Origin of the sequence: Proteus sp. FME41, from assembly GCF_014897315.1 — a bacterium.
In the GTDB taxonomy this organism is placed as follows: domain Bacteria; phylum Pseudomonadota; class Gammaproteobacteria; order Enterobacterales; family Enterobacteriaceae; genus Proteus.
In genome coordinates this window covers 25,185-51,587 of record NZ_JABUYL010000018.1, presented here as the reverse complement: position 1 = coordinate 51,587, position 26,403 = coordinate 25,185, and the positions used below count along the sequence as shown (strand labels likewise).

The following is a 26,403-nucleotide window of genomic DNA, read 5'->3' as shown; positions in this document are numbered from 1 at the left end:
AGCTTGTCAGTATTTCTGTTATTGACCGCTAGACGTCCGCTTCGAAGCATGATAAGTTAGCGCCACTTACATAATATATCGGATCTTCTTGTCAATATGATTAGACACAATTAAATAAGTCTGAGATATTGAATATCAAGCAAGCAAAGTAATAGAATTGAATAGCATGATATGATATTTAATCTAATATGATATTTAATATAAGTAATCTGAATTCATCTAACCAGTCAAGTTGCCTTAGAATAATCTATAGTATTCAAGGAATATAAATTTTTCCAAGTATGTTCCTAACCCATAAGTTGAAAGTACACTCATCGCATTACGATAATGAATGTCATTTTCTGGGGATAAAGCAGACTGGTCTAATAGTATTAATACTCTCTAACATTACCTTTTTAGTTATATCCTTATGTTAGAAAGTTATAATCTGTAATTTTACACATGACGAAACTGACAGCAATTCGCTGTTATACTATTCACGTTCATAGTTCGAGAATTACCCCGAGTTATTAAGAACCCACCATTATGAATCTTACCGAATTAAAAAATACGCCGGTATCAGAACTGATAGCACTTGGCGAAAATATGGGGCTAGAGAACCTGGCTCGAATGAGAAAGCAAGACATTATTTTCTCTATCTTGAAGCAACACGCGAAAAGTGGAGAAGATATTTTCGGTGACGGTGTGCTGGAAATATTGCAGGATGGCTTTGGCTTCCTACGTTCCGCAGACAGTTCCTACCTTGCTGGTCCCGATGATATCTATGTTTCTCCAAGTCAAATTCGCCGTTTTAACCTTCGCACTGGTGACACCATCGCAGGGAAAATTCGTCCCCCTAAAGAAGGTGAACGCTATTTTGCCCTCCTAAAAGTTAATGAAGTTAACTTTGATAAACCAGAAAATGCTCGCAGTAAAATCCTCTTTGAAAACTTAACCCCTTTACATGCTAATAATCGTTTACGCATGGAGCGTGGTAATGGTTCAACAGAAGATTTAACCGCGCGTGTTCTTGACTTAGCGGCTCCTATTGGTCGTGGTCAGCGTGGTCTTATCGTTGCTCCACCAAAAGCAGGTAAAACCATGTTGCTGCAAAATATCGCAGCAAATATTGCTAATAACCACCCAGATTGCGTATTGATGGTACTTCTGATTGATGAACGTCCAGAAGAAGTGACCGAGATGCAGCGCTTGGTAAAAGGTGAAGTTATTGCTTCAACCTTTGATGAACCCGCTTCTCGTCACGTACAAGTGGCTGAAATGGTTATTGAGAAAGCGAAGCGTTTAGTTGAGCATAAAAAAGACGTCATCATCTTGTTAGACTCTATCACTCGTTTAGCGCGTGCTTATAACACCGTTGTGCCTTCATCAGGTAAAGTGTTAACGGGAGGGGTGGATGCAAACGCATTACATCGTCCTAAACGTTTCTTCGGTGCGGCGCGTAATGTTGAAGAAGGTGGTAGTTTAACTATCATTGCAACAGCGTTAGTTGATACGGGTTCTAAAATGGACGAAGTTATCTACGAAGAATTTAAGGGTACAGGTAATATGGAATTACACCTGTCTCGTAAAATCGCTGAAAAACGTGTTTTCCCTGCGATTGATTACAATCGTTCTGGTACACGTAAAGAAGAGTTACTGACGACGCAAGATGAGCTACAAAAAATGTGGATCCTACGTAAAATTATTCATCCAATGGGTGAGATTGATGCGATGGAGTTCCTCATTAATAAGTTAGCAATGACGAAGACAAATGAAGAATTCTTCGATTTTATGAAACGCTCATAAGGTCGATTAATAAAGCGATTGAGCTGAATAACAGAATGAAAATATTAAAAGAGTGCGCTCTGTTACAGAATAAGTAATATCACCTCAATTTATATGCTGTTAAGCTCGTTCACTTTGTCAGAATGACGATATGATAAAAACGCCACACTATTTGTGGCGTTTTTTGTTTTTATTTTTTATGGGTGTAATTAAAAATTTGATTGCAATATTTTAGTGAGAAGTTGGTATATATATTGCATGTTTTAGTAATTGATAAAAATAGCGATGGCATCAATAAAAATAGTTAAGGAAAACTTATAATTGATGAAGGGTGGTGGGTTTTTGAATGAACTCGTCGTGGTGGAGCTGGAAAAAGAATAAAAACACATGGAAGGGTAAAATAACCAGCTATATTTATTATAGAGAACAGTACTGTGGATATACTAAAAATGAGCACAAGCGTTTTTTATGTGTTCTTATTTTCTTTCGCATTTTTATTTTTGGCTCGTAAAGTTGCAAAGAAAATTGGACTCGTGGATAAACCGAATTATCGTAAAAAACATCATGGATTGATCCCTCTTGTGGGTGGGATTTCAGTCTATTTTGGTATTGTTTTCGCATTTTATATTTCAAATATTTATATTCCTCATAAGGAATTGTATTTGGGATGTGCGGGACTTCTTGTATTTATCGGTGCGTTAGATGATCGTTTCGATATTAGCGTCAAGATAAGAGCAACGATTCAAGCTTTTGTTGGGATAGTGATGATGGTGGGGGCAGGGTTAAAACTCGATACTCTCGGTCATGCTTTTGGTCCTTGGGAAATGCATTTAGGACCTTTTGGCTATATTGTTACGCTTTTCGCTGTTTGGGCCGCAATCAACGCCTTCAATATGGTTGATGGTATTGATGGGTTATTAGGCGGGCTTTCTTGCGTTTCTTTTGGCGCATTGGGTATTTTATTATACCAAAGTGGTAATTCAGCGCTCGCCTTCTGGTGTTTCTCATTTATTGCTGCAATTTTGCCTTATATCCTTTTAAATTTAGGTATTTGTGGTAAGAAATTTAAAGTCTTTATGGGCGATGCGGGCAGTACACTGATCGGATTTACCATTATTTGGCTTTTGGTTGCATCAACACAAACTCAACCACGCCCTGTTAAAGCGGTGACTGCGTTATGGATAATTGCGATTCCTCTTATGGATATGGTGGCAATTATGTATCGCCGTTTACGCAAAGGGATGAGTCCTTTCTCGCCAGACCGTCAACATATTCATCACTTAATCATGCGAGCCGGTTTTACTTCTCGCCAAGCCTTTATTTTAATTACAGCGGCAGCTGCGTTATTGGCAGCAATTGGTATTATCGGTCAAAACCTATCATTTGTTCCTGAATGGTTCATGTTGGCATTATTCTTGCTTGCATTTGTTATGTACGGTTATTGCATTAAACGCGCGTGGCGAGTCGCCCGTTTTATTAAACGACATAAGCGTCGCTTACGTAGAGCAACACAACAGCATTAATATAAGCAGAGGTTTTTTAACGTGATGAACTCGGAAAATAACGCCTCCCGACAGGGTAATCAGCCAGATAATGAACTCGACATTCGAGGTCTTTGTTGTGCACTTTGGTCAGGAAAAAGCTGGATTATAGGGTTCGCTCTGCTTTTTGCACTGATTGCACTCGGGGCATCTTATTTGATGCAACCTAAATGGAGTGCAATCGCAATGACAGAGAAGCCAACGATAAATAACTTAGGGAGTTATTATTCACAATCTCAGTTTTTGCGTAACCTTGATACACAAATAAATCCATCAGCACAAACATCAGCGTTAAGTATTTCTGATGAAGCGTATCAAGAGTTCATCACTCAAATTGCTGCTTTTGATACACGCCGTGAGTTTTGGTTACAAACAGATTATTTCAAACAGCGTAAAGAGAGTGATGAGCAGGCTAATGCGGCATTATTGGATGAGTTAATTAACAATATTCAATTTACGCCTTCGGATGAGAAAAAATTAGTTAATGATCAACTAAGGCTTATTGCTGAATCCTCACAAGAGGCAAGCCAATTATTAAATGAGTATATTGCTTTCGCTAATAAAAGAGCATCTACCCATCTTAATGATGAAGTGATAACAGCCTGGGCAACAAGAACACAGTCAATGAAAGCGTTAGTTAAACGCCAAGAAATGGCTGCTCAAGCCGCTTATCAACGCCAAATTAACTTATTAGAGCAATCAATAAAAGTGGCTGAGAAACAAGGTATTTCTCAAAAACAGACATCCATTGCAATTGATGAGTTACCGGATTCTAAATTGTTTCTGTTAGGCGTTCCTTTGTTGCAATCACAGCTAGAAACATTAATGGCGACAGGTGCTGATTTTGATAGTGATTATGATCAGAATACGGCAATGTTAGCGACCCTTGCTGTGGGCGCAAAATTACAAGATAACTTCCAAACTTACCGCTTTCTACGTACTCCTGAAGATCCTGTAAAACGTGATAGTCCTCGTCGTGCCTTTATGATGGTGCTTTGGGGCGCAATCGGCGTATTAGCCGGTGCAGGTGTTGCACTAGTAAGACGTAGCTCATTAAAAAAATAATAATAATATTTTGTCATTGATGACAATAACGAGACATCAGGTGTTTTAACACCTGATGTACTGAGTATAAGGGCATATTGCTTTCCCAAAAATAAGCGATATAACAACGAAAAAAAGAGAGCCACTGTGAAAGTGTTGACTGTTTTTGGCACACGCCCTGAAGCGATAAAAATGGCACCTTTAGTGCACGCTTTAGCAAATGATGATTCGTTTGAAGCGAAGGTATGTGTTACGGCCCAACATCGAGAAATGCTTGATCAGGTATTAAATCTTTTTGAGATCAAACCAGATTATGATCTCAATATTATGAAACCAGGACAAGATTTAACGGATATTACCTGTCGTATTTTAGAAGGGTTAAAACCGGTATTAGCATCATTCCAACCTGATGTTGTTTTGGTGCATGGTGATACAACAACAACCATGGCAGCAAGTTTAGCCGCATTTTATCAACGGATTCCGGTTGGTCATGTAGAAGCAGGATTGCGTACAGGCAATCTCTATTCACCGTGGCCAGAAGAAGCTAACCGTACCATTGCAGGGCATCTTGCCATGTATCATTTCGCACCAACAGAGACAGCAAAATTAAATCTGGTGCGCGAAGCGGTTGCAGATAAAAATATTTTTGTTACCGGAAATACTGTTATTGATGCATTGTTTTGGGTAAGCGACAGAGTGATGGGCAATCAAACACTCTTAAATGAGCTTGCTGTAAACTATCCATTTATCCAACCAGACAAAAAAATGATCTTGGTGACAGGGCATCGTCGAGAAAGCTTTGGTGGTGGTTTTGAGCGTATTTGTCAAGCCTTAGCTGAAATTGCATTAGCGCATCCTGATGTTGAAGTTGTCTATCCTGTCCACTTAAACCCTAATGTAAGTGAGCCTGTTCAGCGCATTCTTCATGGTATTGACAACATTAAGCTGATACAGCCACAAGATTATCTCCCTTTCGTTTATTTAATGAATCATGCTTACCTTATTTTAACTGACTCGGGGGGGATACAAGAAGAAGCCCCTTCACTCGGTAAGCCTGTTCTTGTAATGCGAGATACTACAGAACGTCCAGAGGCTGTTGAAGCAGGCTCTGTTCGTTTAGTAGGAACAGACACTAAACGTATTGTGAGCGAAGTAACCTCTTTATTGACAGACGAAAATGCGTATCACCAAATGAGTAAAGCAACAAACCCTTATGGTGATGGACATGCCTGCCAGCGTATTCTTGAAGCATTGAAAAAAAATCAGGTGACATTATGAGTTTTGAAACTATTTCTGTTATCGGCCTCGGCTATATTGGTTTACCTACAGCGGCAGCCTTTGCCTCTCGTAAAAAAAGCGTTATCGGTGTTGATGTTAATCAGCATGCGGTTGATACGATTAATAAAGGTCAAATTCATATTGTTGAGCCTGATCTTGATAAAGTTGTCAAACAAGCGGTTGAAGAGGGGCATTTAAAAGCCTACACCACGCCACAGCCAGCAGATGCTTATCTTATTGCCGTACCGACACCGTTTAAAGGTGATCATGAGCCTGATTTAGCTTATGTTGAAGCCGCGGCACGCTCTATTGCGCCTGTGCTTAAAAAAGGCGACTTGATTATTCTAGAATCAACCTCACCAGTTGGCTCTACAGAACAAATGGCAGAGTGGTTAGCGGAAGCTCGTCCTGATTTAACCTTTCCTCATCAACAAGGTGAAGATGCTGATATTGATGTAGCTTATTGCCCTGAGCGTGTATTACCGGGTCAAGTAATGATTGAGCTTATTCGTAATGACCGTGTTGTAGGCGGAATGAACCGTAAATCGTCAGAGCGTGCGAGCGAATTGTATAAAATTTTCCTCGAAGGTGAATGTGTTATCACCAATGCGCGTACCGCAGAAATGTGTAAGCTAACGGAAAACAGCTTCCGCGATGTTAATATTGCATTTGCTAACGAATTATCGCTGATCTGCGCTGACCAAGATATCAATGTGTGGGAGCTAATTAGCTTGGCGAACCGCCATCCACGCGTCAATATTTTACAACCAGGCCCAGGCGTTGGTGGACACTGTATTGCAGTTGACCCTTGGTTTATCGTGTCACAAAACCCAAAACAATCTCGTTTAATTCACACTGCGCGTTTAGTCAATGATGGCAAACCTGTATGGGTAATTGATCAAGTTAAAGCTGCTGTTGCAGATTGTCTGACAGAGACCGGCAAACGAGCTAATGAAATCAAGATTGCTTGCTTTGGTTTAGCTTTTAAGCCAAATATTGATGATTTACGTGAAAGCCCAGCCATGAATATCACAAAACAAGTGGCAGATTGGCACAGCGGTACAACATGGGCGGTTGAACCCAATATTCATGAGTTACCAACAAAATTGAAAGGGATCACGGAGTTAGTGTCAACTGAGCAAGCATTAAAAGACGCTGATATTGTCTTAATGCTCGTTGATCATCAGCAATTTAAAGCGATCTCAGGTAGCAAAGTCACTCAAAAATGGATTGTAGATACTAAAGGAGTATGGCGTTGAAACGCATTCTAGTCACAGGTGGAGCCGGTTTTATCGGCTCTGCTGTTGTTCGACATATTATTGAAAATACCAACGACAGCGTTGTTGTGGTCGATAAGCTGACTTATGCCGGTAATGTAGAGTCATTGGCAACTGTCGCTAATAGCGAACGCTATGCGTTTGAGCAAGTCGATATTTGTGATAGCGCTGAGCTTGATCGCTTATTTGCTCAATATCAGCCAGATGTTGTTATGCACTTAGCAGCAGAAAGCCATGTTGATCGCTCTATTGATGGGCCTGCTGCGTTTATTGAAACCAATATTGTGGGTACTTACATCTTATTGGAAGCCGCTCGCCACTTTTGGCAAGTTCTGCCTGAAGCGAAGAAAACGGCATTTCGTTTCCATCATATCTCAACAGATGAAGTGTATGGCGATTTAGAAGGTACAGATGATTTCTTTACTGAAACTACGCCTTATGCGCCAAGTAGCCCATATTCTGCTTCCAAAGCGTCAAGCGACCATTTAGTTCGTGCTTGGCTGCGTACTTACGGTTTACCAACCGTGATCACAAACTGCTCAAATAACTACGGTCCTTACCATTTTCCTGAAAAATTAATTCCATTAATTATCTTAAATGCGATTTCAGGAAAGCCATTACCTGTCTATGGTAAAGGTGAACAAATTCGTGATTGGCTCTATGTTGAAGACCATGCGCGAGCCCTCTATTTAGTGGCGACAACGGCAACACCGGGTAAAACTTACAATATTGGCGGTCATAATGAACGTCGTAATATTGATGTTGTTAAAACCATTTGCACACTATTAGAAGAGCTATATCCCGCTAAACCAGATGGTGTTGCTCAATACGTTGATTTAATTACGTATGTAAAAGACAGACCAGGTCATGACCTGCGCTATGCAATTGATGCAGCGAAAATTGAAGCTGAATTAGGCTGGAAACCTGAAGAGACATTTGAATCTGGTATTCGTAAAACTGTTTTGTGGTATTTAAATAACGAAACTTGGTGGAAACGCGTGCTTGATGGCTCTTATGCAGGTGAACGTTTAGGGCTTGGAAACTGATTAAGTAAAAAGGATAAATGATGAAAGGTATTATTCTAGCGGGTGGTTCTGGTACACGACTGCATCCGATAACCAAAGGGGTGTCGAAACAGTTATTGCCTATCTATGATAAGCCCATGATCTATTATCCGCTTTCAGTTCTGATGCTCGCTGGTATTAGAGATATCTTGATCATCACAACACCAGATGACATCACGTCATTTCAACGCTTATTGGGCGATGGTTCTGCATTTGGAGTTCATCTTCAATATAAAATTCAGCCGTCACCTGATGGCTTAGCCCAAGCCTTTATTTTAGGTGAGGAATTTATTGGTGATGACCATTGCTGTTTAGTGTTAGGCGATAATATCTATTTTGGTCAAGGATTTAGTCCGAAACTGAAACAAGTTGCACAACGTGAACGGGGTGCAACTGTATTTGGCTATCAAGTGATGGATCCGGAACGATTTGGTGTTGTTGAATTTGATGATGACTTTAAAGTGTTATCAATAGAAGAAAAACCTGAACAACCTAAATCTAATTGGGCTGTAACAGGGCTTTATTTCTACGATAACCGAGTGGTTGATTTTGCCAAACGCGTCAAACCTTCGATTCGTGGTGAGTTAGAAATTACGTCGATTAATCAGATGTATCTCGAATGTGGCGAGCTTAACGTTGAACTACTGGGGCGTGGTTTTGCGTGGTTAGATACGGGCACACATGACAGTTTAATCGAGGCCAGTACTTTCGTTCAAACTGTTGAGAAGCGCCAAGGATTTAAAGTGGCGTGTCTTGAAGAGATTGCTTGGCGTAATGGCTGGCTTAGTGATGATCAAGTAAGAGAAAGCGCAAAATCACTGTCTAAAACAGGTTATGGTCGCTATCTATTGGATTTATTACATGTCCGTCCTCGCCAATATTAATTATCTTGAGTGGGAAAGTGAGTATTTCTCACTCAAAACAGGGCGTCTTGAGTTTGATACACAAGCGCCCGTCTTAACAAGCAAACAGCTTGATATATTTGCCATCGTTCAAGCAAAAGTCGCGTCTCATGAGCTTTCTCTTATCGATAAACTGAGCCAATTAGGTTTTCAATTTGCGGAAGGTGAAATTGATTTTAAACTTCCAATTGGCACAGAAAATGCTTGTAAGAAAGCACCTGAATGTTGTTTTAGAGATGCCAATGAAGGCGATATCGATTTATTGATGACCGCTGCATCAGAGGCTTTTGTACAAAGTCGTTTTAGATCACCGTGGTATCAGGAAGGTGATAGTAGTCGCTTTTACGGATTATGGGTTAAAAAGGCCGTATTAGGTACGTTCGATAATATTTGCTTGCTGACATGTGATGCTGAAAATAACGTGAGTGGTTTTGTGACCTTACGTCGAATCTCTGAATGTGAAGCAAGAGTGGGATTACTGGCTGTAATGCCCAACAGAACAGGACAAGGCATTGGTAAACAACTGATGTCGGTCGCGAAGTTCTGGTGTCAACAACAAGGTATTTCAACCTTATATGTGGCAACTCAGATCAGCAATATTGCAGCTTCGCGTTTATATACACACAGTGGGGGCTTAATAGAGAGCACCACTTATTGGTTATACAGGGGATAATATGATTCCGTTTAATAAACCACCGGTTGTCGGCACAGAATTAGAATACATGAAACAAGCTATGGAAAGTGGCAAGCTCTGTGGTGATGGCAATTTCACAAAAAAATGTGAAAAGTGGTTAGAAGAACAATTTCATTGTCATAAAACGCTGTTAACACCATCTTGTACGGCATCGCTTGAAATGGCTGCTATCTTATTAGATATCAAGCCTGGTGATGAAGTCATTATGCCAAGTTTTACCTTTGTTTCGACCTCTAATGCGTTTGTATTACGCGGTGCAACCATTGTTTTTGTTGATATTCGTCCAGATACCATGAATCTTGATGAAACAAAAATTGAAGCGGCTATTACCCATAAAACTCGCGCTATCGTGCCTGTTCATTACGCGGGAGTTGCGTGTGAAATGGATACGATTATGGCGATTGCGAAAAAGCATAATCTATTTGTGATTGAAGATGCTGCACAAGGTGTCATGTCAACTTACAAAGGTAAGGCTCTTGGCACAATAGGTCATCTTGGTTGCTATAGCTTCCATGAAACTAAAAACTACTCATCAGGCGGTGAGGGCGGTGCAACGCTGATTAACGATCCTGATTTAATTAATCGCGCAGAAGTTATCCGTGAGAAAGGCACTAATCGTAGCCAATTTTTCCGTGGTCAGGTAGACAAATATACTTGGCGTGATATTGGTTCTAGCTATTTAATGTCAGACTTACAAGCAGCCTACTTGTGGGCTCAGCTCGAAGAAGCTGAAAAGATTAATGAGCGTCGTTTAGCATTTTGGCAGATTTACTATGATGCATTGACACCATTAGCAGAAAAAGACTTATTAGCGCTTCCAATCGTTCCTGAAGGATTAGAACACAACGCGCATATGTTCTATATCAAACTGAAAGATATCGAGCAACGTACCGCGTTTAATGACTACATGAAAGAGCACGGTGTATTAACGGTATTCCACTATGTGTCATTACATACAAGTCCTGCGGGCATAAAATTTGGTCGCTTTGATGGTGAAGATATTTTCACTACGCAAGAAAGTGAGCGTTTAGTGCGTTTACCTATGTTCTACAATATGACAGAAGAAGAACAACAAACGGTTATTAGCCATATCAGTGACTTCTTTGCTTAATTATGTCATTAGCCAAAGCGTCAGTTTGGACAGCCGGATCAACCCTGATAAAAATCGGGGCTGGTCTGCTTGTCGTTAAATTACTAGCCGTTTCTTTTGGCCCATCAGGGGTTGGATTAGCGGGTAACTTTCGCCAGTTAATCACCGTGTTAGGTGTTTTATCGGGTGCAGGTATTTTTAATGGTGTGACAAAATTAATCGCACAATATCAAGATGATGATCTCCAACGTAAAAAGGTGTTAGGGACTTCATCATCTATGATCCTGCTGTTTTCCACACTATTAGCTATTTTGTTTCTGATTTTTGCTGCACCCATTAGCCACGTCCTATTTGATGATAATTATCAGCAGTATCAAGATATTGTAAGAGCCGTTGCTTTTATTCAAATGGGGATCGCGTATAGCAATTATTTCCTTGCCATATTAAAAGGTTATCGTGATGCTGCAGGTAATGCGCTATCGATAATTGCAGGAAGCCTTATTGGGGTTGTTGCTTATTATTTGTGTTATTTATTTGCGGGCTATCACGGTGCGCTGATTGGACTTGCGTTAGTCCCTGCGCTGATCTTATTTCCTGCTACAGTAATAGTATTAAAACGTAAGCGCTTTGCGTTGAGTGAGCTGAAACCGCATTGGGATAAGGCAATAGCAAGCCATCTGGGTAAGTTTACTATTATGGCTTTACTGACATCGATTACGTTGCCAGTGGCTTACATCATGATGCGTAATCTGCTTGCTGCACACTACAGCTGGGATGACGTTGGGATTTGGCAAGGTGTGAGCAGTATTTCAGATGCTTACCTGCAGTTTATTACGGCCTCTTTTTCGGTTTATTTATTGCCAACACTCTCTCGATTAACGCAAAAGAGTGATATTACTAAAGAAATAGTGAAATCACTGAAGTTTGTACTTCCTGCGGTTGCCGCGGCTAGTTTCATGGTGTGGTTGCTCAGAGATTTCGCGATTTGGTTACTTTTTTCTGATCAATTTGTTGCTATGCGTGATTTATTTGCATGGCAACTTGTTGGTGATGTTTTAAAGGTAGGCGCTTATGTCTTTGGTTATCTTGTCATTGCAAAAGCGGCACTACGTTTTTATATCCTTACAGAAATAAGTCAGTTTGCTTTATTAACGCTATTTTCACGTTGGCTTATTCCTGAACATGGCGCACTGGGTGCAGCCCAAGCCTATATGGCAACATACATTATTTACTTCCTTCTCTGTAGTTCTGTTTTCGTGATTTATTGCAGGCGCAAATGACAACTTTGATTTACGTACTAGGTTCAGACATTGTGCATCATAACAACACAATGTTACGGTTTTTTAACGACCACCTCGTGACTGAGGCGGGATTAACGTATAAACCTCGTTTTATCGTTGCCAGTAAAGATACTTCACTGCAAGAAAGCTACCCAGCTTTAGACATTGAATGTTTAGCCGATAAAAAGCAGGTTGCACAGAGAGTGGTCACATTAGCAAAAGCCGATACTCATCAACGATTCCTTTTTTTAGGCCAGTTTAATGCGCCTATTTGGTTGGCATTACTGACAGGTAAAATTAAACGGCATCAATTTTGGTGGCATATTTGGGGTGCTGATCTGTATCAGGATTCTAAACAATTAAAATTTAGGCTCTTCTATCTTCTTCGTAAACTTGCACAAAAGCGGGTAGGGCGTGTCTTTGGTACACGAGGTGATCTTAATTACTTTGCACAATTTAATGTTAATATTCCAGCAAGTTTGCTTTATTTTCCAACTAGAATGGACCCTGCACTCACGGTGACAGAAAAAACGTCCATTAATACACAACAAATTACCATTATTGTGGGAAATTCAGGGGATAGATCAAACCGCCATATCGAAGCCTTAAAAGCCATTGCGGAACAATATGGAACGCGTGCAAAAGTGATTATCCCAATGGGATACCCTGACAATAATCACGTATATATTGATGAAGTTTCTCAAGCGGCTAATCAGCTTCTACCTGATAATCACGTTGAAATTTTACGTGATAAACTGGCGTTCGATGATTATCTCACATTGTTGAAAACCTGTGATTTAGGCTATTTTATTTTTCATCGTCAGCAAGGTATCGGTACACTTTGCCTCCTTATTCAGTTTGCGATCCCTTTTGTTATCAGTCGTCAAAATCCATTTTGGCAAGATTTAACCGAGCAAAATGTTCCTGTCTTTTTCTCTGGTGATAAATTAGATGTTGCGTTGATTGAAGAAGCTCAGCGTCAATTACTTATGCTTGATCGCCAAGATATTGCCTTTTTTGCGCCTAATTTTACGGATGGCTGGAAGCAGTTAATTGAGATGAGCACAGGAGAACCCCAATGACATTGGCGGAACTGGGTGGGTTAACACTCGTTTATTTTATCTCCTTAAGCTTTATTTTATTACTGACTTATCAAGAGTTTCGTCGGGTTCGTTTTAATTTTAATGTGTTTTTCTCAATGCTTTATTTGCTGACATTTTATTTTGGCTTTCCACTGACCTGTATGTTGGTATTTCAATTTGATGTCGCGGTTGTTCCTGTTGATTCATTATTATACGCGGTATTAGCCTCTACCAGCTTCTATGCCATTTATTATGTCACTTATAAGGTGAGGTTGAGAAAGCCGGTTAGCGGCCCTTCTAGGTCGTTATTTACGATGAATAGAGTAGAAACTAATCTCACTTGGATCTTATTAGCATTGATTGCGTTTGTGACGGTAGGTATTTTCTTCCTACAAAATGGTTTTTTACTCTTTAAACTCAAAACCTATAGTCAGATTTTTTCAAGCCAAGTATCCGGTGTCGCACTTAAGCGCTTTTTCTATTTTTTTATTCCCGCCATGCTGGTGGTGTATTTCTTAAAACCAACACAACAACGCTGGATTTTCTTTCTATGCGCAACGGTTGGTTTCGGAATTTTAACTTATATCATTGTGGGCGGAACTCGCGCGAATATCATTATCGCGTTTGCACTCTTTTTATTTATTGGCATTGTTCGAGGCTGGATAACCTTGTGGATGCTGGTTGCCGCAGGGGTAATGAGTATTGTCGGGATGTTCTGGTTGGCACTAAAGCGCTATGGACTTGATGTCAGTGGCGCAGAGGCTTTCTATACCTTCTTGTATTTAACGCGTGACACATTCTCTCCTTGGGAGAATTTAGCGTTGTTGCTCGATAACTATGACAAAATTGAATTTCAGGGGCTCGCACCCATTATTCGTGATTTTTACGTCTTCATTCCTTCTTGGGTTTGGCCAGAACGCCCTGATGTTGTACTCAATTCAGCAAACTACTTCACATGGGAAGTGCTTAATTACCATTCAGGCCTAGCAATTTCACCGACATTAATTGGTTCGTTAGTGGTCATGGGAGGTGTTGTGTTTATCCCATTAGGCGCCATTGTGGTAGGACTGATTATTAAATGGTTTGATTGGCTGTATCAGCAAGGGCTGAATGAGAGCAATCGTTATAAATCTGCTATTTTGCAGGCTTTCTGCTTTGGGGCAATTTTTAACATGATTGTATTAGCACGGGAAGGGGTTGATTCCTTTGTCTCTCGTGTGGTGTTCTTCTGTCTCATTTTTGGTTTATGTTTAGTCATGGCCAAACTGCTTTATTGGCTATTTGAAAGTGCGGGATTAGTGCGTAATTACGTGACTCGTCAGATACAAAGTGAACCTCGTTTAGAGAAAAAGGAAAAGTAATGGGACCCAATTCAATTCCGAAGTATTCAATCCGCGGACATAATATCTGGGGATTTCGCGATATGGCTCATTTCCTAGATTATCTCTATGAAGGAGCACAAATAAAAAGTGGATCTCTAATTGCGATTAATGCAGAAAAAATTCTAACCGCAGAAACAGATACTGCGCTTAATGAGCTCCTTAATGAAGCTGATTATCTTTATGCTGATGGCATTAGTGTTGTACGTGGTATTCGCCGTAAATATCCAGATGCAAATGTTTCTCGTATTGCCGGCGCGGATTTATGGGAAGCACTAATGGAAAGGGCGGGAAAAGAGGGAACACCGGTCTTTCTTATTGGCGGTAAACCTGAGATCCTTACTCAAACCGAAGATAAGCTTAAAGCACAGTGGAATGTGAATATCGTAGGGAGTCAGAACGGTTACTTCACACCACAAGATAGAGAAGCGTTATTTGAGCGTATAAAAGCCTCTGGTGCGAAAATAGTGACAATAGCTATGGGTTCACCTAAGCAAGAGCTCTTTATTCGTGCATGTCGTGAGATTTACCCTGACGCATTGTATATGGGCGTGGGTGGGACTTATGATGTGTTTACGGGTCATGTTAAGAGAGCACCAAAAGCATGGCAAAATCTTGGGTTAGAGTGGTTATATCGTTTATTATCGCAACCAAGTCGAATTAGACGTCAATTTAAACTGTTAAAGTTCGTTGGGTACTACTATTCTAATAAACTGTAATTGAAATAGTGCGTTTTTTGTTGGATTTTACGAGTGAGATGATTTATTCATGCTTTTATCTCGCATTTGGATTGTTTGATTATTATACTAATGGGGTGTTTAGTGTGTAAAAACGCTCCATTTATCGACGAAATGCACAAACTATCGTCAAACAAACTTTTTTTTTCAAAAAGCACTAGACAGACAGAGCGTAAATCCGTACTATCCTCTCCCGCAACGGCGTGAAGCGCCCGTAGCTCAGCTGGATAGAGCGCTGCCCTCCGGAGGCAGAGGTCTCAGGTTCAAATCCTGTCGGGCGCGCCAATAAGCGTGCTAAGAGTTACGGTGAAGAATGTTGTTGTAAGAAGTAATAAGATAGCTGTTATGGTGGCTATAGCTCAGTTGGTAGAGCCCTGGATTGTGATTCCAGTTGTCGTGGGTTCGAGTCCCATTAGCCACCCCATCTTATCTTAGTTATTGTTTATGCGAGGGTGGCGGAATTGGTAGACGCGCTAGCTTCAGGTGTTAGTGTTCTAACGGACGTGGGGGTTCAAGTCCCCCCCTTCGCACCAATAAACAAGATAAGAGCAGTGATTCAGACGGCGAGTAGCGCAGCCTGGTAGCGCAACTGGTTTGGGACCAGTGGGTCGGAGGTTCGAATCCTCTCTCGCCGACCAATAAGAGAAAGCCCCGATTTTATCGGGGCTTTTTCGTTTTTACGGTTTATGATCAACTAGTTAAAATCGTTATATTCTGTCTCTGTCTCTGTCTCTGTCTCTGTCTCTGTCTCTGTCTCTACCCCTATTTCTATAGTTCTCTTTTTTATTTATTTTCTTTTCTTGGTCTTGAACAAGAAAAATAAAATTATCCTTTTTATGTGATATCGAGTCTCATCACTTAAGGGTTATTAATAATTTAATTTACTACCTTATTTTTATCTTCTAAAAGAGACGAATTAAAAATAGAAATATAGAAGTTATAATTATATGAAATATATGGATTTAATTTAAGTTGTCGGTAAATACCAACACTTAGCATTTTTGATGTCGCTAATAGGTGACACTTAATCCATTGATTTAATTCTATTAAATAGATGGGTTGTGTTTCTTGTCGTGAAATAGAGACGTATAGTCGCCCTATTTTTTCTTTTCTATTTAGCAATAGCATTGTGAAAGCATAAAGAAGGGCCTTTTTATCATCGAATATGAGTGAAACAGAAAAGGAAAACTAAAATTCAATAAGTTATCTTTTATTTATATCACTAAGTAAATTTATTAAGATAAAGATAAAAAGTGGCACGCTAAATGCATTATCTTTATTGTAGATGCTCATTCCACTCCTTATGACAGCATTGACTTCATAAACCTAGGAATGATGCAGAGCCGATTATTCGGTGCCTACGTCCACGTTAACGATGAACATCATTCATCATCAACAGGACGAAACGTTGAGTGAGGCACCATCCGTCTGTAGACCTGATTGTATATTTATGCGCCTGTATAGTTTTATACAGGCGTTTTTTTCTATGGGCGTATAGCCAGCCCCTATCAATTTTGTATTCATCGCGTTATCACGTTATTATCCAGCGCTAGGGCAGACTGGAGATAGCACCATCATGATAAATAAACAAAAAGCGTATCTCGCGCAAGAAAGGCTTTTTCTAATCGAGAAGTTTGGTCCTTTACTGTTCTTTTTGATCCCCCTGATCATACTCATTATTGGTGGCAAATCATGGGCTAAGTATGTGGCTTTTCTCTGTCAGGGAATTGCGCTGATTTATATCGCGATATTTTACCAAGCAAGAAAATATTACTTGTCATTTAATCAAGAGAACACAAAAGGAATACCGAGCCGGTTTTATCGCATTGCTTGGGGGTATGTGTTTTTGATCTTGTGTGTTGAAGCCGTGTTGCTATTTCAATAATAGATTTAAAACCAATAAAAAACCCTCAATATAGAGGGTTTTCAACGTAGTCGATTAGGCAATATCTCGGGGGAGTTTATTGGCTTTTTTTCGGCTCTTCAAAAATGATAGAATCTTTTTTGAGTGTCATTAATAATGCATCTTTGCGCACTTTTGCAGATTCTTCAGATTTTTTCTGTTTATCTAATGCATCAGCAAGCCACGCAAAATCATGAACATCAGGGCGCTGTTTTAGTGCATTACGGAATGCCGTTTCTGCTTGCACCCATTGCCCTTGTTGCATCGCAATCTGACCTAATGTGCTATTAAGTAGCGGTGTTGGCCCATGTTGCTTAATGAGTGTATTCAACACTTTTAAAACTACATTAGTATCCGTATTTTTTAAGCGTGGTAATAATAGGATCAATCGCTCATCATACTGACGTTTTATCCCATCTAAGATGATCGATTGAGCTGTATCAGGATCATTACACTCGATAAGATGTTCAGCCAAAACAACGCGTAGTGCATTATCATGTTGGACTTTACGTGGTTGCGCTTTCCACCAATCTTTTAGTCCATCACAACCATTTTCGGACATTTTCTGTCCCATAATACCAATGTAGGCTTTTTGACGTAATTGCGCTAATTCATCATCCGTATGTAGTGCAATTTTTTGCATGGAAGGGATGATATCAAGCAATGCTTGCCAGGCTGCAGTTCGTGTATAAGCTGTTTCAGCTAAACGTAATACTTCAGGGTGACGAGGGGCTTGATTTAATAATTCATCCACACCCGTACGCGCGGCATGGTTTTCATTTTGTGCCAATAAAATACGGACTCGTGTGATATCAACAGGAAGTTGATGGGTATCGGCAAGTTCGGCAGCACGTTCAAGATATTGTTGAACACGAAATTCATCACCACGTTGTTGTGCGGCTTCAGCGGCGAGCAGGTAGTTTACAACGGGTTGTTCTGCGTAGTCTGCATTACGACTCATCAGTTTTTCAACTTGTTTAAAATCACCCTCTGCTAATTTCATCAGTGCCATGCTGGTTTGTTTACGCGCACGATTACGTTTACGAAAAGAAAACCAACTATAGGCTTTTGAACCTGTACCAATAAAGCGACGGTAGCTCCAACCAATGAGCAATAATGCTAGTTGCAGTAAAATAAACATAATGACAAGGCTGGTGACACTCGTTTCAATATCCCAATCATCTGTTTGTATAAGCACATAGCCTTGATGGCCTGCTAGTACTGGGCCAAAGATAATCCCTGCAATAAGGACGACAAAAAGGAGCAGTATCTTTAACATAAACTTATTCTCCTTGTTGTGTCACAGAAGATGCATTCGTTGTCGTACTGTCTGCTGCAACCGCATCTTGTGTTGTTTCAGTGTTTGTATTTTCAGCATCAGTCACTTGAGCATCTTGGGCTTCAACGGCTTCAACTTCAACAGCTTGTGGCTGAGTATACTCATTTTGTGTCAGCAAATTACGAATTTGTCTTTCTACACGTTTTTCTAACAATACTGGGCTTTTTAATTCAGCAGGCATTGTCAACGTGATAGGTTGTTTCTCTAATTCAGAAACCGTCTCTAAAAATGCGGTTGTACTAGGATCAGAGGTATCAAAATAAGCACGAACCCAAGTGGATACGGCTTCAAGTGATTGTTGATAAATCTCGGTTTGATGGCGAGGAACGGCTTGAGAAGCAATTAATAAACGTGAACGAATATTTTCACGTAAATAGATATCTTGGTTTGGTGCTAATAAAGGCACCGCCTCAGTATCACGACGACGAATAGTAATGAAATCATCCATAAAGCTTTTCCAGCTTTTACTGAGATTTTGTTTCCAGTCTGACAGTGAGCCAGAAATGGTTTCATCATTTTTATCCATCGGAGAGCCATTGCGCTCAAGGCCAGCTAAGCGCAGATTATCAACCTGATTGGCTAACTGATTTAATTGCAAAATAGTGCCATCATTATCAATCTTGGTTAGCGCGGCTAAACTACTGATATCTTCATTAATCGCACGGCGAATTTCAAGTAAACTGGGATCGTTCATTTCAGCCAAGCTGCTATCAGCGCCTTTCAGTAAACTGACAGCGGTAACCACATCCTGATCATTCCATAACTTACGACCGGCCATCTTTACCATAAAATCAGCTTGGGCTAATAGCCAACTTTTAACATCAGCACTAGAAATAGCGGCAAACCGAGTTTGAAGATCTTGAAGTTGGCGCTCAGTGGTTTGGCGCTCGTTTTGTAAGTTATCAATAGTCAGCTTTTGTGAGCTAAACATACTATCAATATTATCAAAACGCTGTTGGTAGGTATTTTGTAACTGTTGTAATTGAGCAAGTTCAGACTTGAGTGATTGATTTTCCACACTCAGCTTTGAAGCTTGTTGATTGGTGTAATAGTAAAGGCCACCACCAATTGCCAAAATAACAAGGATAGCAACAGCACTTCCAATTAGACCTGAGCGCTTGTTATTAACAGGTTTGACTTCCTGATAGCGGACATTCTCATCAGCTTTAGCTGCATCTTTTGGCAAGTCATTGTCATTCGTATTTTTCTGTTCCGTCATATCGGCGTCTCATTTAGGTTCTATATTAATGCACGAAATAAAGCATCATTATTGGCACTTTCAGCAACGGTGACGGTTTCCCACCCTAATGTTCTTGCTATTGTTGCTAATCGTTCACTGACCACAAATAAATGGCAGTTTAACAGCCATGCTTTTTTAGATTCAGCGACCAGATCAAAAAGTTGTTGTAACATTTCACCGCTAGTGACAACAAGTGTATCAACCTGTGCTTTTTCCCACTGAAGGGCAAAATCTTCAGGAGAGTAATGAATAAATAGACGTTGGTAACATTCGCACTCATCAACAATTGCCCCTCGTTGACGTAATGTTGTTGCGAGTAAGTCACGCCCACCGTTACCTCTAAGCAGTAAAATCCGTTTATTTTTTACCTGATTAAGCGCAGGAAGTATAAGAAGATCTTCGCTGGTTTCTCCTTGTTCAGGATAGTGAATAGAAAGACGGCTTAAATCTTGAAAATCCTTTGCAGTGCTTTGACCTATTCCATAATAGGATAGCGTATCTGGCCATGATTGTTGTAATTGATTTAGTTGCCAGTTTGCGTATGACACCGCATTTTTAGAAAGTAAAAAGACACAATCACCCGCCTTTAATCTGTTTAGTTTAGCATCTAATAAAAAGAGTTCACGACCTGCAACTATTTCTATTAGCGGTGCTTGAAATGCTATTTTCCCTGCATTAATTAAACGCTGGGTTAATGCTTTTCCTGCCGGATCGGGGCGTGTGACTAAAATACTCATGCCGGTGCATTACCTTGATATACGGCAGTTAAAATAGCTCTGGCGCCTTTATCTAAAAGTTCTTCAGCCAGTGAAATACCTGCAGTTTCAGCTTCTTGTGGGGAAACTAAACGCTCACCACGTAAAATAGTTTCGCCATCCGGTGATCCGACTAATGCACGTAACCAGATTTTATCATCCTGCCAAATTGCATAGCTTCCAATAGGAACTTGGCAGCCGCCTTCAAGACGGGTATTCATCGCACGCTCTGCTTTAACACAAATCGCGGTACGAGTATGGTTGAGTGCGTCTAATAATTGACGAGTTTCATTGTCGTCTAAACGGCATTCAATGCCTACAGCACCTTGTCCAACTGCGGGTAAGGATTGTTCTGCAGATAAGGGGGTGCGAATACGTTCATGAAGACCAAGGCGCTTTAGGCCAGCCACAGCAAGAATAATCGCATCGTAATCGCCATTATCTAATTTACCTAAGCGAGTACCGACGTTACCACGTAAATCACGAATAGTGAGATCCGGGCGCTGTGCTTTTAATTGGCATTGGCGACGCAAGCTTGAGGTACCGACAATACTACCTGCAGGAAGTTGATCTAAAGAATTATAATGATTAGAAACAAAGGCATCACGGGGATCTTCACGCTCACAAATGGTGACTAATCCTAAGCCTTCTGGAAAATCAATAGGAACATCTTTCATAGAATGAACAGCAATATCTGCACGAGATCCAAGCAGTGCAAGTTCTAATTCTTTTACGAAAAGCCCCTTACCGCCTACTTTAGCCAAAGGTGTGTCTAAAATGATATCACCTTTAGTGACCATCGGTATTAATTCGACGATTAAACTTGGATGAGCAAGTTGTAGTTGTTCTTTCACATAAAGTGCCTGCCACATAGCAAGAGGGCTTTGGCGGGTAGCAATACGGAGGGTACTTTTTGACATAATAGTATTATCTCTTCCAAGCGATTAGCGATATTTTTGTTTAGAAATAAGTCATTGTTTTAACACTTTAAGGCTCAATTTTCCAGTTAAGGCGTTTTGTGAGGTGATAACAATGAAAGAAATGAGGACGAAATTGAAAAAGAAAAAAAGAGAAAAGAAATAAAAAATAAGTAAAACAGCCATGAGTTGCGATAGGTTTATTTATTCTACAAGTTTTATTCTTTTTATATCTATATAAAAAGTGTGGTTATTTACAAATTTAGAACATTAAGTCAATGGTGTTAACATTTTATGGGGAGGGGAAGAGGGATGTGTTATCACTAATCTGAACGTATTGATAAAACAACCATTATTTTAAACTTATCATTGTTGGTTATTATTTATTAATATATAAAAGCGCGATAAAATTTAACAAAATTATTATTTAATAAAAAAAAGAAAAATAATAAAAATAAAGAAAAGTAATCAGTTTTTAATTAAATAAATAATTAATAAAAATTGAATATTTATTTTTATATTATTATCACTATATTAAAAATAAAATTTCTATTTTAAGTATAAAAGTAAAAAAGATAGTTTAATTAAATATAATTGATAATTATCAATAGGTTATTTTTATTTTTACTTTTTTGTCTGTTTTTTATGTTTTGTCAGAATTTATTTTTTTATTTCATCCTTTAGTCAACCGCGGTTTTTATGAGGTAAATGATGAATTGAACTGTTTTTTTATCATTTATTTTATAAATAAAACTTATTATCCCTATGATTTAAAAGCCATTAACTCAAAAGCTTTACACGATTAAGCGCCTAGCAATCACGTTTAGATCTTGGTGCTATATTTTTAGTTCCTCTTTACGACTTGCGTGCAAGGTGTTAGATTGATCACGTTTCCGAGATTTTGTTAGTAAAGTTTTATCTATTAATAATGGAATAACTCAAGCTCGGTCACTTATAAACTCAGATTCTACTATCTTCTTAGTATTGTTCAGGCGAAACTCTTGTATCTTTATATTGAAACACTGAAGCAACGGCTGGATGCGATTAACCAACTCAGACTGGAACGAGCATTTGCATCGATGTGTGATGTGTTTAAACAGGTCTATGGTTTAATTCCTGTTTTATTGCATTACCACCATCCTGAGTTACCCGGCTATCTACAAGGAAATGTCCCTCACGGCACATGTTTCTTTGAACCTGATGACATGCAACGTCAATGGGCGAATAAGCTGGTTAACGCATTATGTGATGAGCCAATGGATGGATACACCAGCGGAGAGTTGCCAATTACGGGCATCTACTCTATGGGTAGCACTTCTTCTATTGGGCAAAGTCACTGCTCTGATATTGATATTTGGGTCTGCCATCAATCATGGCTGGATCAAGATGAGCGTGCGCTTTTACAACGCAAGTGCCAATTGATTGAACAATGGGCTGGCGAGTTAGGCATTGACGTTACATTTTTCTTAATCGATGAAAATAGATTTCGCCATCATGCAAGCGGTAGCTTAGGTGGAGAAGACTGTGGTTCTACTCAACATATTCTTTTACTTGATGAATTTTATCGTACGGCGGTTCGCCTTGCAGGTAAACGCTTGCTATGGGCAATGGTCCCTATAGAAGAAGAACATCATTATGATGAATATGTTAACTCCCTTTACGCCCAAGGTGTATTAACACCGAATGAATGGCTAGATTTAGGGGGCTTAGGTGAGCTTTCTGCCGAAGAATATTTCGGAGCAAGTCTATGGCAACTTTATAAAAGTGTTGATTCGCCGTATAAGGCAGTATTAAAAAGTATTTTATTAGAAGCCTATTCAGCGGATTACCCTAATGGAAAATTGCTGGCATTAGAAATGAAGCAACACCTTCACCGTGGTGAAATCGTTAATTACGGTTTAGATGCTTATTGTATGATGCTTGAACGAGTTACCCGCTATTTGGTTTCTATTAATGATTTAACCCGCCTTGATCTTATTCGTCGCTGTTTCTACCTGAAAGTGTGTGAAAAATTATCTAACGAAAAAACACAAAATGAGCCCGAAGGATGGAGACGGCAAGTCTTATCGCAATTGGTTACTCAATGGCAATGGGATAATGAGCGCTTAACGGTACTCGATACGCGAGATAGCTGGAAAATTGAACGTGTGCGTGATGCACACAATGAATTATTAGATACGATGATGCAAAGTTATCGTAATCTTATCCGTTTTGCGCGCCGTAATAATTTAAGTGTTAGCGCAAGTCCACAAGATATTGGCGTGTTAACGCGTAAACTCTATGCTGCATTTGAAGCATTACCCGGTAAAGTAACACTGGTTAATCCGCAAATATCACCTGACCTATCAGAGTCTCATTTAACCTTTATCTATGTACCACAAGGCCGCGCTAATCGTAGTGGATGGTACTTATATAACCGCGCACCGGACTTTGAAAATATTGTTGGGCATCAACCATTAGAATATAACCGCTATTTAAATAAATTAGTGGCGTGGTCTTACTTTAATGGGCTTTTGACGAAAGATTCACGTGTTTATATTCACCAAGGAGAATCTTCTTGTGATGAAATAAAACTTCATGAATTGGTCAGGGACATGTCGATCCATTTCCCTATTCGTGTGCCTGCACCGACACCAAAAGCACTGTATAGTCCCTGTGAAATTAGGCATTTAGCCATCATTGTTAACCTAGAAACCGATCCAACAGAAAGTTTTTCTGACCAAGTGGTTCATTTTGATTTTAGAAAATTAGATGTCTTTAGTTTTGGTGAAAAAGAGCAATGCTTAATTGGAAGTATTGATTTGTTGTACCGTAATTCATGGAATGAAGTCAGAACACTTCACTTTAGTGGTACGCAATCTATGCTGGAATCGTTAAAAACGATTTTAGGTAAAATGCACCAAGATGCTGCACCACCAGCTTCTGTTGAAGTATTCTGCTATAGCCAACATTTACGTGGTTTAATTCGTACACGTGTTCAGCAGTTAGTCTCTGAATGTATTGAATTACGTTTATCAACGAATCGTTTAGAGCCGGGTCGCTTTAAAGCCTTACGCATTGCTGGGCAAACGTGGGGATTGTTCTTTGAACGTCTGAATGTGTCGGTACAAAAATTAGAAAATGCTATCGAGTTTTATGGTGCCATTTCGTATAACAAGCTTCATGGATTGCCCGTTAAGCTAGATAAAGATGCTCGTTATTTACCGGCGGTGATTGACGGTTTTGCTTGTGAAGGGATTATTCAATTCTTCTTTGAAACTACAGAAGATAACAATGTCTTTAATATCTATATCTTAGATGAAGCAAATCGTGTCGAAATTTATTCTCATTGTGAAGGCAGTAAAGAAGAGTTAGTGAAAGATGTTAGCCGCTTTTACTCTTCATCTCATGACCGATTCACATACGGTTCAAGTTTTATTAATTTTAATCTGCCGCAGTTTTATCAAATAGTGAAAGTGGAAGGATTGACACAAGTGTTGCCTTTTGCGGGGGGATCTTTCGGTAAATTAACGGATCTGGGCAATAAAGAGATACCGCAAGAGATGGTCGTTGCCTCACATGGATTTACGGATTATAAAGCGGTGCAACACTCTTAAGCGAATATACACTGAGAATACACATGGGAGCCTTTCGTGCTCCCATTATTGTAACGACATTGAGCTAACTAGAAAGAAAATGCTTCACCACTTTGCTCTGTTATTGCTTGTGCGAGCATGGTTAAAAATTCCCCACTGCTTCTATCACAAATCCATTGATTATCTTTCCAATCAAAGTGATAGCCACCAGAGCGGGTTGCTAACCAAATTTGATGAAACGCTTCCTGACGATTAATAATGATTTTACTATTATTTTCAAAGGTTAATGTCATTACACCACCATTGATTTCACAATCAATATCTGCGTCACCTTCATAATTATCAATAGTTTGTTCTATGTCTGACATGAGTTCGTCAGCTAATTGGTGAAATTCACTGTCGTTCATCTTCATTTCCTATTTGCTTTTCGAGATCTAACTGCGATTATAGAGGGTATTAACCAAATAAATGACAGGCAGATTTCGAATGAAAACGTATTTACGTTGCACTCTTGCTATAATAACACTGATTTCTCTTTCGGGTTGTGGTTTGAAAGGCCCTCTTTATTTCCCTCCTGAAGATACTCAGGCAAAAATGACTCAGTCATCCCAGCCAACCCAACAAGTTGAGAACACCTCAACTCAGACCAATTAGTCAATTTTAGGAACGGCAATTCCGTTTCAGGCAGGGGCAAGATGCAATTTTCAAAAATGCATGGTCTTGGCAACGACTTTATGGTGGTTGATGCCGTGACTCAAAATGTTTATTTTTCACCCGAGCTAATATGTCGATTAGCAAATCGATATACGGGTGTTGGGTTTGATCAACTTTTGGTCGTTGAAGCACCTTATGATCCTGAACTTGATTTTCATTATCGCATTTTTAATGCGGATGGAAGTGAAGTTGCACAATGTGGAAATGGTGCGCGTTGCTTTGCTCGCTTTGTCAGACTCAAAGGGTTGACGAATAAAAGAGAAATAAAAGTCAGTACCCAATCGGGCAGAATGACCTTACATGTTATGGATAACGATGATGTGTGTGTCAATATGGGTGAGCCTGAGTTTGAGCCTCAAAAAGTCCCTTTTCGTGCACAAAAGACAGAAAAGACCTATATTATCAGAGCAATGGAACGGACTGTGCTATGTGGTGTGGTGTCTATGGGAAATCCCCATTGTGTTATTCAGGTTGAAGATATTAAAACAGCCGAAGTTGAGCTATTAGGGCCTGTATTAGAACAGCATGAACGCTTTCCTGAGCGCGCTAATATTGGCTTTATGCAAATTGTAGACAGAAGTAACCTTCATTTACGTGTTTTTGAACGTGGAGTCGGTGAAACCAAAGCTTGTGGTAGTGGTGCTTGTGCAGCGGTAGCGATTGGTATTTCGCAAGGCTTGTTAGATAAACGAGTGAAAGTCACTTTACCCGGAGGTTCCTTACTTATTGAATGGAACGGGGACGGTCATTCACTTTATATGACAGGGTCTGCAACACATATTTATGATGGGATCATTCAGCTATAATATTATTTTTTGAGAGGTTATC

22 protein-coding genes and 4 tRNA genes are annotated in these 26,403 nt (G+C 39.7%); 21 read left to right on the top strand and 5 right to left on the bottom strand.

Features of this window, described 5'->3' with window-relative positions:
* The first annotated feature begins 525 nt into the window (after positions 1–525).
* The 18 genes from rho (at position 526) to INT04_RS15205 (ending at position 17,017) form a co-directional block, all read left to right on the top strand.
* The gene (rho, locus tag INT04_RS15290; protein WP_193016955.1) at positions 526–1,785 is read left to right on the top strand and encodes a transcription termination factor Rho; all 1,260 of its coding nucleotides are present in this window, start codon (positions 526–528) and stop codon (positions 1,783–1,785) included.
* Between the two features lie 413 nt (positions 1,786–2,198).
* Complete coding sequence (wecA, locus tag INT04_RS15285; protein WP_193016954.1) at positions 2,199–3,287, top strand: UDP-N-acetylglucosamine--undecaprenyl-phosphate N-acetylglucosaminephosphotransferase; 1,089 nt, start codon at positions 2,199–2,201, stop codon at positions 3,285–3,287.
* A 24-nt stretch (positions 3,288–3,311) separates the two neighbouring features.
* Positions 3,312–4,370, top strand: coding sequence for an ECA polysaccharide chain length modulation protein (gene wzzE, locus INT04_RS15280; protein WP_193016971.1), 1,059 nt, complete (start codon positions 3,312–3,314; stop codon positions 4,368–4,370).
* A gap of 126 nt (positions 4,371–4,496) precedes the next feature.
* On the top strand, positions 4,497–5,627 hold the full coding sequence (gene wecB / locus INT04_RS15275; protein ID WP_069369918.1) for a non-hydrolyzing UDP-N-acetylglucosamine 2-epimerase: 1,131 nt from the start codon (positions 4,497–4,499) through the stop codon (positions 5,625–5,627).
* Positions 5,624–6,886, top strand: a complete 1,263-nt coding sequence (wecC, locus tag INT04_RS15270; protein WP_193016953.1) for a UDP-N-acetyl-D-mannosamine dehydrogenase — start codon at positions 5,624–5,626, stop codon at positions 6,884–6,886. Before wecB ends, wecC begins: the two co-directional genes overlap by 4 nt.
* Positions 6,877–7,950 (top strand): dTDP-glucose 4,6-dehydratase, encoded by a 1,074-nt coding sequence (gene rffG, locus INT04_RS15265; protein WP_193016952.1) that lies wholly within the window; start codon positions 6,877–6,879, stop codon positions 7,948–7,950. The genes wecC and rffG overlap by 10 nt, the downstream gene beginning before the upstream one ends.
* A 20-nt stretch (positions 7,951–7,970) precedes the next feature.
* A complete protein-coding gene (gene rfbA / locus INT04_RS15260; protein WP_088494036.1) occupies positions 7,971–8,852 on the top strand; it encodes a glucose-1-phosphate thymidylyltransferase RfbA in 882 nt (293 codons plus the stop codon).
* Complete coding sequence (gene rffC, locus INT04_RS15255; protein ID WP_193016951.1) at positions 8,830–9,543, top strand: dTDP-4-amino-4,6-dideoxy-D-galactose acyltransferase; 714 nt, start codon at positions 8,830–8,832, stop codon at positions 9,541–9,543. The genes rfbA and rffC overlap by 23 nt, the downstream gene beginning before the upstream one ends.
* Before the next feature lies 1 nt (position 9,544).
* Positions 9,545–10,675, top strand: a complete 1,131-nt coding sequence (gene rffA, locus INT04_RS15250) for a dTDP-4-amino-4,6-dideoxygalactose transaminase (protein WP_193016950.1) — start codon at positions 9,545–9,547, stop codon at positions 10,673–10,675.
* Positions 10,676–10,677: 2 nt separating this feature from the next.
* A complete protein-coding gene (gene wzxE, locus INT04_RS15245; protein WP_193016949.1) occupies positions 10,678–11,934 on the top strand; it encodes a lipid III flippase WzxE in 1,257 nt (418 codons plus the stop codon).
* Positions 11,931–13,016 carry a TDP-N-acetylfucosamine:lipid II N-acetylfucosaminyltransferase gene (locus INT04_RS15240; RefSeq protein ID WP_193016948.1) on the top strand — a complete coding sequence of 362 codons (1,086 nt, stop codon included), beginning with the start codon at positions 11,931–11,933 and terminating at the stop codon, positions 13,014–13,016. The genes wzxE and INT04_RS15240 overlap by 4 nt, the downstream gene beginning before the upstream one ends.
* Entirely contained in the window at positions 13,013–14,377 is a 1,365-nt protein-coding gene (gene wzyE / locus INT04_RS15235; RefSeq protein ID WP_193016947.1) for an ECA oligosaccharide polymerase, read from the top strand. The genes INT04_RS15240 and wzyE overlap by 4 nt, the downstream gene beginning before the upstream one ends.
* Positions 14,377–15,114, top strand: a complete 738-nt coding sequence (wecG, locus tag INT04_RS15230) for a lipopolysaccharide N-acetylmannosaminouronosyltransferase (RefSeq protein ID WP_193016946.1) — start codon at positions 14,377–14,379, stop codon at positions 15,112–15,114. The genes wzyE and wecG overlap by 1 nt, the downstream gene beginning before the upstream one ends.
* 226 nt (positions 15,115–15,340) lie before the next feature.
* Positions 15,341–15,417, top strand: a tRNA-Arg gene (locus INT04_RS15225).
* Positions 15,418–15,480: 63 nt separating this feature from the next.
* Positions 15,481–15,556, top strand: a tRNA-His gene (locus INT04_RS15220).
* A gap of 22 nt (positions 15,557–15,578) precedes the next feature.
* A tRNA-Leu gene (locus INT04_RS15215) sits at positions 15,579–15,665 on the top strand.
* Positions 15,666–15,693: 28 nt separating this feature from the next.
* Positions 15,694–15,770, top strand: a tRNA-Pro gene (locus INT04_RS15210).
* Positions 15,771–16,708: 938 nt separating this feature from the next.
* A complete protein-coding gene (locus tag INT04_RS15205; RefSeq protein ID WP_193016945.1) occupies positions 16,709–17,017 on the top strand; it encodes a hypothetical protein in 309 nt (102 codons plus the stop codon).
* A 76-nt stretch (positions 17,018–17,093) separates the two neighbouring features.
* Here the strand turns inward: INT04_RS15205 and hemY are convergent, their stop codons facing one another.
* Genes hemY through hemC form a run of 4 tightly spaced genes read right to left on the bottom strand, consistent with a single transcriptional unit; the run spans position 17,094 to position 21,289 of the window.
* Entirely contained in the window at positions 17,094–18,314 is a 1,221-nt protein-coding gene (gene hemY, locus INT04_RS15200) for a protoheme IX biogenesis protein HemY (RefSeq protein ID WP_193016944.1), read from the bottom strand.
* Between the two features lie 4 nt (positions 18,315–18,318).
* On the bottom strand, positions 18,319–19,593 hold the full coding sequence (gene hemX, locus INT04_RS15195; protein WP_193016943.1) for a uroporphyrinogen-III C-methyltransferase: 1,275 nt from the start codon (positions 19,591–19,593) through the stop codon (positions 18,319–18,321).
* 20 nt (positions 19,594–19,613) lie between these two features.
* On the bottom strand, positions 19,614–20,351 hold the full coding sequence (gene hemD / locus INT04_RS15190) for a uroporphyrinogen-III synthase (protein WP_193016942.1): 738 nt from the start codon (positions 20,349–20,351) through the stop codon (positions 19,614–19,616).
* Positions 20,348–21,289 carry a hydroxymethylbilane synthase gene (gene hemC / locus INT04_RS15185; protein ID WP_193016941.1) on the bottom strand — a complete coding sequence of 314 codons (942 nt, stop codon included), beginning with the start codon at positions 21,287–21,289 and terminating at the stop codon, positions 20,348–20,350. Before hemC ends, hemD begins: the two co-directional genes overlap by 4 nt.
* Positions 21,290–22,287: 998 nt before the next feature.
* Here hemC and INT04_RS15180 point away from each other — a divergent pair.
* Positions 22,288–24,882: a class I adenylate cyclase gene (locus tag INT04_RS15180; RefSeq protein ID WP_193016940.1), complete on the top strand. Its 2,595-nt coding sequence runs from the start codon at positions 22,288–22,290 to the stop codon at positions 24,880–24,882.
* Positions 24,883–24,950: 68 nt separating this feature from the next.
* Here the strand turns inward: INT04_RS15180 and cyaY are convergent, their stop codons facing one another.
* Positions 24,951–25,268: an iron donor protein CyaY gene (gene cyaY, locus INT04_RS15175; RefSeq protein WP_193016939.1), complete on the bottom strand. Its 318-nt coding sequence runs from the start codon at positions 25,266–25,268 to the stop codon at positions 24,951–24,953.
* A 79-nt stretch (positions 25,269–25,347) separates the two neighbouring features.
* Between cyaY and lptM the strand changes: the two genes are divergently transcribed.
* The gene (lptM, locus tag INT04_RS15170) at positions 25,348–25,515 is read left to right on the top strand and encodes an LPS translocon maturation chaperone LptM (protein ID WP_193016938.1); all 168 of its coding nucleotides are present in this window, start codon (positions 25,348–25,350) and stop codon (positions 25,513–25,515) included.
* A 41-nt stretch (positions 25,516–25,556) separates the two neighbouring features.
* Entirely contained in the window at positions 25,557–26,381 is an 825-nt protein-coding gene (gene dapF, locus INT04_RS15165; protein WP_193016937.1) for a diaminopimelate epimerase, read from the top strand.
* Positions 26,382–26,403: the final 22 nt, after the last annotated feature.